This is a genomic window from Actinomadura sp. SCN-SB (genome assembly GCF_043906805.1).
Taxonomy (GTDB): Bacteria; Actinomycetota; Actinomycetes; order Streptosporangiales; family Streptosporangiaceae; genus Spirillospora.
Map to the genome: position 1 here is coordinate 85,727 of NZ_JBIMPP010000028.1, position 6,969 is coordinate 92,695.

Annotated in this window: 7 protein-coding genes and 1 riboswitch; of the genes, 5 read left to right on the forward strand and 2 right to left on the reverse strand. The window is 69.6% G+C overall.

What is annotated here, in order from left to right; genetic code table 11:
* Positions 1–27 precede the first annotated feature (27 nt).
* Positions 28–1,053 (reverse strand): LacI family DNA-binding transcriptional regulator, encoded by a 1,026-nt coding sequence (locus ACGWYJ_RS19680; RefSeq protein ID WP_395107536.1) that lies wholly within the window; start codon positions 1,051–1,053, stop codon positions 28–30.
* Between the two features lie 569 nt (positions 1,054–1,622).
* Here ACGWYJ_RS19680 and ACGWYJ_RS19685 point away from each other — a divergent pair.
* Positions 1,623–1,850, forward strand: a complete 228-nt coding sequence (locus ACGWYJ_RS19685; protein ID WP_285697494.1) for a LuxR family transcriptional regulator — start codon at positions 1,623–1,625, stop codon at positions 1,848–1,850.
* A gap of 318 nt (positions 1,851–2,168) precedes the next feature.
* Here ACGWYJ_RS19685 and ACGWYJ_RS19690 read toward each other — a convergent pair whose 3' ends face one another.
* Entirely contained in the window at positions 2,169–3,197 is a 1,029-nt protein-coding gene (locus tag ACGWYJ_RS19690; protein WP_395107539.1) for an NlpC/P60 family protein, read from the reverse strand.
* A 3-nt stretch (positions 3,198–3,200) separates the two neighbouring features.
* Positions 3,201–3,382: riboswitch (cyclic di-AMP (ydaO/yuaA leader) on the reverse strand.
* Between the two features lie 218 nt (positions 3,383–3,600).
* Between ACGWYJ_RS19690 and ACGWYJ_RS19695 the strand changes: the two genes are divergently transcribed.
* The 4 genes from ACGWYJ_RS19695 to ACGWYJ_RS19710 all read left to right on the forward strand — a co-directional run bounded on the left by ACGWYJ_RS19695 (position 3,601) and on the right by ACGWYJ_RS19710 (position 6,520).
* Entirely contained in the window at positions 3,601–4,128 is a 528-nt protein-coding gene (locus ACGWYJ_RS19695) for an amino-acid N-acetyltransferase (protein WP_395107541.1), read from the forward strand.
* A gap of 3 nt (positions 4,129–4,131) precedes the next feature.
* Entirely contained in the window at positions 4,132–4,935 is an 804-nt protein-coding gene (locus ACGWYJ_RS19700; RefSeq protein ID WP_395107542.1) for an RDD family protein, read from the forward strand.
* A gap of 9 nt (positions 4,936–4,944) precedes the next feature.
* Entirely contained in the window at positions 4,945–5,496 is a 552-nt protein-coding gene (locus tag ACGWYJ_RS19705) for an RDD family protein (RefSeq protein WP_395107544.1), read from the forward strand.
* 700 nt (positions 5,497–6,196) lie between these two features.
* Complete coding sequence (locus tag ACGWYJ_RS19710; RefSeq protein ID WP_285697502.1) at positions 6,197–6,520, forward strand: Lsr2 family protein; 324 nt, start codon at positions 6,197–6,199, stop codon at positions 6,518–6,520.
* Positions 6,521–6,969: the final 449 nt, after the last annotated feature.

Here is a 6,969-nt window from a genome sequence, read left to right on the forward strand (position 1 = left end):
CCTCGGCCGCCGCCGGGCGGGCCCGCGCTAGGCGGACTCCCGGACGATCAGCTCGGGCGTGAGGATCACCTGCCGGTGCAGGTGCGACTCGCCCTCGGCGAACTCGGCCAGCGCCAGCTCGGCGGCCTCCTCGCCGACCGCGAGCCGGGGCTGCCGGACGGTGGTCAGCGGCACCGCCGAACTGGAGGCCAGCTCGATGTCGTCATAGCCGACCACCGCCAGGTCGTCGGGAACCCGCACGCCGAGCCGGACCAGCTCGTTGACCAGCCCGATGGCCAGCAGGTCGTTGGCGCAGAACGCGCCGGTCGGCCGCGGCCTCATCTCCAGCAGGCGCTGCGCGGCGGCCTGGCCCGCGGTGGGCGACAGCCCGTCCTGCATCAGCGTCATCAGCTCGCCGATCCCCGCCTTGGCGAGGGTGCGCGCGGCGCCCTCGCCGCGCTCGGCGCACGCCGCGGGCGCGGGAGCGCCGGTGACGAACGCGATGCGCTCATGGCCGAGCGCCATCAGGTGCGCCGCCGCGATGTCGCCGCCCGCGACATGGTCGACCTGGACCGAGCACACGTCCGGCGAGGACTGGTCGATCAGCACCACCACCATGCCGGACGAGGCGCGCAGCCGTTCGATGCCCGCCGCGCCCAGCGCCACCGGGGTGATCAGCACCCCGGCCGCGTCGTGCTCGGCCAGCATGTCGAGGCTGCGCCGCTCCTTCTCGGGCGAATGGTCGCTGCTGAGCCACAGCGCGTCATGGCCGGCGTCGTACAGCGCCAGCTCGGCGCCGCGCGCCACATCCGTCGCGTACGGGTTGGTGAGGTCCTCGACCACGATGCCGAACGCGCGGGGGCGCGGCGTCGCCGCGCGCCGGTCGGAGCGTCTGCGGCCCTGACGGAGCCTGCGGGCCGACTCGTTCCGGACGAAACCGAGCTCCTGGATCGCCGCGCGTACACGGTCACGGGTAGCTTCGGCCACGAGGTCTGGCCGGTTTAGGACATTCGAAACCGTCCCAACTGAAACTCCGGCGCGCCTCGCGACCTCGCGGATGCTGCTCTGCGCCAACTCTCTCCTCGCCGACCCGGGGTCTGTTTCCGCAGGTTATCGAGCTTCCCGCCGCTGGCCCCCGAGCGAGACGTCACGATGGGTGATTATACGTGTGCACATGGTCTCCAACGGCCGCTTGACGGGCCGGATTCGGCCGCCTAGCGTTCCGAGCCGAAGCGTAGCTTGAAACGATTCACGATCTTCGTTCGCGGCCGGAACGAGGAGAATCGGACGATCTGACGGAGGGGCGGGTGGAGATGGCTGGCGGTCGAGACCCGTCCCGGCAAGGCGCTCTCCTCCCCAGCGGGGGCGCCGCCCACTCCGTCGTGGGCGCGTCCTTCGCACCCGCGGGCGCGTTCGCGTTCGGTTGGGCAACGTCTGCATCGTCACCTGGAGTTCCCCCCATGCGCCCCTCAATCGGGCCATCGGCCACCTCCGGCCAAGCGCGCGCTTCGGCAAAGGGAATCGATGATCTCAGTCCGGAGAGCCGGACCCGGCAACCAACGCGACCAAATCGAGGCCTACCCGTGCCTGTGTAGCGGACGGCTGCATCCCCGCGGTCATCACCACGGACGAGGGAGGACGGAGTGGAACAGGCCACACTCGCACGTCGCACCGACGATCTGCGACTGAACGAGGAGGAGATCCGACTGCTCGCGCAGATCGCCAGCGGTGTCACAGCCGATGTGGCGGCACGCAAGCTCGAGCTGAGCGCACGGACCCTGCGGCGGAGGCTGCGGACCATCTGCGACCGGCTCGAAGTGAACACGCCGATCGAGGCCGTTGTGTGGGCGGCCCGCAGGCAGCTCATCTAGGACACGAACCCAGCCAGGGTTCACGCCCCGCCCGCCGGGAGGATACGGGCGCAGGACGAGCGAACACGGCAAGACAGAACGACCGGCAACAGAAGTAGGCGAACTCCGTCCGCCCCCGTTGCGGCGACGCCGCCCCCTCGCAGGTAGGTCCCTGCCGATGCGTCGCCGCGGACGTGGTTCCACGATCATCCTGGCTAAGGCCCCCCGCCGCATTCCTCCCGCTCCTCCGGGGCCGCCGGCGAAGACCGTTCCACCGCTCCCGATCTCGGGCGATCGCCCGAGTGGTGTCGGGCTGCGTTCGACCGGTGTCAGCAGATCTCAGGCGACGCGGACGGCGCCCGCGAACGGCCTGCCGGCCATCGGGGAGATCTTGACGACGTCCCCGGTCTGCGGGGCGTGCAGCATCTTCCCGCCGCCCACGTACATGCCCACGTGGTGCAGGTCGGAGTAGAAGAACACCAGGTCGCCCGGCTGGAGCTGGCTGCGGGAGATGTGCGTGCCCGCGTTCCACTGGCTGCCGGTGTAGTGCGGGAGGCTGATGCCGACCTGCCGGTACGCCCACATGATCAGTCCGGAGCAGTCGAAGGCGTTCGGGCCCGAGGCGCCCCAGACGTACGGCCGCCCGATCTTGCCCATGGCCAGCCGGAGCGCCTGCGCGGCCTTGCCGTCACCGATGACGGGGAGCCGGGCCAGTTCCGTGGGGTCGCGCTTGACGAGCGTCCCGCGGACCTTCTCGTACAGGGCGGTGACCTTCTTGCGCTGCGCGTTGAGGTCGGTGCGCAGCTTCTCGACCTGGTCGGCGCGGTTCTGGGCGGCCTTGCGGGCGCGCTGGGCGGCCTGCATCGCCTGGAGCATGCCCGCGACCCGGGTGCCGTCCTGGGCGGCGAAGAAGTGCAGCGTGGCGGCCTGGTCGAGGACGGCCTGCGGGTCCCGCGCGGAGAGGAACTGGGCGGTGGGGTCGGCGCCGCCCTTCATGTAGCTGGTGGCGGCCAGGGTCCCGACCTTCTCGCGGAGCCCGGAGAGCGCCTCCTCCTGGCGGCGGGCGTTGTCGGCGGCGACCTTGGCGGCCCGCTGCGACTGCTGGAGCTTGACGCGCAGCCCGTTGTACTGCTCGGTGAGCTGTTCGAGCTGGTCGGCGAGCTTGTACGCCTGGGCCCTGAGGTCCTTGGTGGACGGCTCCGGGTCGGCGTGCGCGGCGACCGGCTGGAGCACCGCCGTGGTCGCGATCAGAGCGCCCGCGACGGTGATCCGGAGCCCGGCCGCGGCCTTCCGGCGGGAAACGGATCCCGGGCGGCGGGGGACGGATCCAGAACCGCGCGACGAGTGACCAGGGCGCGACGACTCCACCAAATCTCCTCTCCTTCCACCGCCTACCGGGTTAGCTGACGGGTTCGGGCAAGGAGCGGCCCGTCCGCGGGTCGCGCGGATTAACCCCCCGGCTCCGGCCCGGTGTCCTCCCCGAGCGGCCGAAGTGGTGGGTCCCCGGTTCCCGGAACGCTGGCGGCGCCCCGCGGATTCGGCGGTACGGCCGCATGCGACGGCGGCCGGATGTCAGCGCAGGAGACTAACGGAGCGGGCGGGTGCTGCCAACCGGAACACCGGAAATCCTCGGTGAAACCGGGCGATTCAGATGCAGTTGGGGCTGTTGAGGGAGCAGTGATGTGTTATGGGCCACTTCGCACCGCCTGACCGGCTGGTCGTCCGCGCCGGGGCGCAGCCGCGTCACCTGGTCCGATAGCGTCGGCTGTTTGTGGATGTGGTGATCAGGCGTGCCCGTACCGCGGACGTCCAGGAGATCAGCCGGCTCATCGGCCAGTACGCGGGTTCGGGCCGCCGGATGCTGCGCAAGAACACGGTGGAGCTGTACGAGGACGTCCAGGAGTTCTGGGTCGCCGAGATCGCGGAGGCCGCCGGGGGGCGTCCCGGACGGGTGGTCGGGTGCGGCGCGCTCCACGTCATGTGGGAGGACCTGGCCGAGGTCCGCTCGGTGGCGGTCGACCGGGGGTACGGGGGGCGCGGCATCGGCCACCGTATCGTGACGCGGCTGCTGGAAGTCGCCCGGGAACTCGGCGTGCGGCGCGTGTTCTGTCTTACCTTCGAAGTGGACTTCTTCGCGCGTCACGGGTTCCGCCCGATCCTGGGCACCCCGGTTTCGCCCGAGGTGTACGAAGAACTCCTCCGTTCCTACGACGAAGGCGTGGCAGAGTTCCTGGACCTCGACCGGGTCAAGCCGAATACGTTGGGCAATACCCGGATGTTGCTTCGCCTGGAGGACTGACCGATGAGTAGATCCCCCCGCCGCGGCAGGCACTATCCTCAGCCGGGCCCGCCACCTCAGGGCCGGTACGGCCCTCCGCCGTCCTATCAGGGGTCGCAGTGGCAGCAGGGGCCGGCGGGAGGCCAATGGCAATCGCCTCCCCAGCAGAACTGGCAGCAGGACTACGGTTACCACGGCGCCCCCGACGTTTCCGAGGCGGCGAGCCTTCCCCTCGCGCCCATCCATCGGCGCGCCGCCGCGCGGGTTCTCGACAACGGGCTTGTGTCGGCGTTCGGATTCGCGCTCGTCGTGCCCGTCGTGATCGGGACGATCGGCCTGGGTTCGGCCGGAAGCAAGACCGAGACCGAGGGCGGTATCTGGAACTGGCCGATCCTGTTCACGCTCTTCGCCGTCCTGTCGGTGCTGCCGTTCATCTATGAGGCCGTGCAGCTCTCCCTCTGGGGCCGGACGCTCGGCAAGCGCGTCATGCATCTGGGCGTTGTCCAGGTACGGCCCGCGGGCGACGCCATTACGACGACCCAGGCGGTTTGGCGCGCCGGCATCGTGCATGTGGGCTACCAGATCGGCGTGTTCTTCTTCCTGGCGCTCGCCGTGATGGTGTGGGATTACCTCGCCTACGGAATGATGCTCGTCTGGATCGGGGCCCTGATGGCCTACCTCTGGGCGATCTGGGATCAGCCACTGCGCCAGTCCCTTCACGACCGTTTCTCCGGAACGCTGGTCATCGACGAGCGCGAGGGCTACGACGAGGGCGGGTACGGGCAGGGCGCCTACGGCGAGACCACCGAGTACCGGTACGGGGAGTAAGGCAGGGCGATGGCAGCAGCGGATCAGGCGCCCAAGGCCGACCCGCTCCCGGAAATCCCCGGCGAAGGCCCGGCGGGCCTACGGCTGGCCGAGCCCGGGCAGCGATTGCTGGCCCGGATCGTCGACACCCTGGTCGTGGGGCTGCCCGTGATCATGGTGCTCCGTGAGGTCGTGCCCGCCGGGGACGTGGAGATCGCCGCCCCTCCGGCCGTCGCGGGGCTCCTGCTGCTCTACGAGTGGGTCCAGTTGGTCTTGTGGGGACGGACGCTGGGCAAGCGCGTCGCGGGCATACACGTCGTCCCGTCGCCGCCGCACGCCGTATCGCAGGGCCCTGAGAGCGATGGAGAAGCCATCGCGTCGGCCCCTCTGGGGGTGGGGCGTTCGCTGCTGCGCTCGGCCGTCTACGCGCTTCCTATTGCCGCCCGGCCGGTTCCCGTGTTCGGTCTGATCGCCGGTCTCTTGTGGGTGGGGAACGCGGCCCTGATGTATGAGGGCACATGGCGTCAGGCGTTGCACGACCGGCTTAGCGGCACGGTCGTGGTGAGGCGCGGAGCGGCCTGACCGCACGGCGGGAACGGCTCACGACAAGCGGAACAATCCGAACAAGCCCCGACGGATCGGGATCAGACCGGTGCTTATCCGTCGTTATCCGGTATGCAGTAGAGTTGCCCGCGCCGTCAACCCCGCGACGGCAACGGATTTCGCCGACACCGCGCCCGCCGGTATCGATGTACGTCTACGGCGGACGCGATGATCAGGTTGCCGAGCGGGCCCTCGGCATGCCCCCATTCGCCGCACCACGGGCGGTCGATCCCGTTACCCCAGGGCTAATCGAAGGCTCGGGGGATGGGTGATGCCCTACCGGGCAATCCGGTGGCGGCCCGCTATTCCGGGCGGGCGGACCGTCCGGGAAAGCCCGGAGCCACCCGGAAACCGGTCCAATGCACGGTGTGCCGCCCTGGTCAGCGGGCCGCCCGGTGACATGGATCACTCAAATCCTGAGGCCCGGCAGCGGGGAGCCCGGCTCAATTCCTCGCCCGCCACGCCGGGTCGATCGCCGGTCGCCGGCGGTGGCGTATCGCCAGGTATCCCCCCACCGGATCGATTCCCCGGACGGGGGATTGCGCGGTGTTGCCGGTCGGGAAGGCGAACTTCCAGGGGAGTTCCGGCGTTCCCGCGCGTCTTGAATTGTCATCCGCGAGCAACACGGTATATCTTTGTCAACCGAATGCAGTTTGCTCCAGCTGAAAGGTCTGTCCCCATGGCACAGAAGGTTCAGGTGCTTCTCGTCGACGACCTCGACGGTGGCGAGGCGGACGAGACCGTATCGTTCTCGGTCGACGGCGCCTCGTACGAGATCGACCTGAGTAGCGCCAACGCAAAGAAGCTGCGGGATTGCCTGCAGCCGTTCGTTGAGAAGTCGCGTAAGGCCGGGACCACGAGCCGCCGCAGGCGTCAGCGCGGCGCCTCCAGCCGCGAGCGCAGCGCCGAGATCCGAGCCTGGGCCAAGGAAAACGGCATCAAGGTCAATGAGCGCGGCCGCATCCCGGCCAATGTGATCGAGAAGTACGAGGCCGCGCACTGAGACGCCTCGACGCCTCGCCTATGGGCGGCCCGCCTCCTCGCGCATGAGGGGCGGGCCGTTCGCTTGTGGCGTAGAGATCGGTGGGTTGATACCGCTCCGCGCGCGGTATCCACGTGCGGTCGGCGCCCGCCGGAAGGGCCCGCCGCCCTTCGGGGCGTCCCCTCGGTACTCGGCTCGGTGTTGCTCATGACCTGCGGAAAGGGCCCCCGTTCGCTTGGGGCGTAGCGGGAACATAGCGCACCCGTGCGGTAGTTGGATGAGACTGAACAGCGCTTTGCTGGGGAACGTCTCCTGGTGGGAGTGCACCGGGTGGCCTCCTCGGGGGCGGGCTAGTTTGTTAAGTGCCAGCACCTGCGGAAGGACAGGTTCGGACATCCCGGACTTTGCCCAACCGCTCTGTGAGGAGCGACGAGATGTTCGAGAGGTTCACCGACCGCGCGCGGCGGGTG

Coding starts and splice junctions, on each gene's coding strand:
- ACGWYJ_RS19700 (WP_395107542.1), top strand. CDS start 4,132: ATGAGTAGATCCCCCCGCCGCGGCAGGCACTATCCTCAGCCGGGCCCG.
- ACGWYJ_RS19705 (WP_395107544.1), top strand. CDS start 4,945: ATGGCAGCAGCGGATCAGGCGCCCAAGGCCGACCCGCTCCCGGAAATC.
- ACGWYJ_RS19710 (WP_285697502.1), top strand. CDS start 6,197: ATGGCACAGAAGGTTCAGGTGCTTCTCGTCGACGACCTCGACGGTGGC.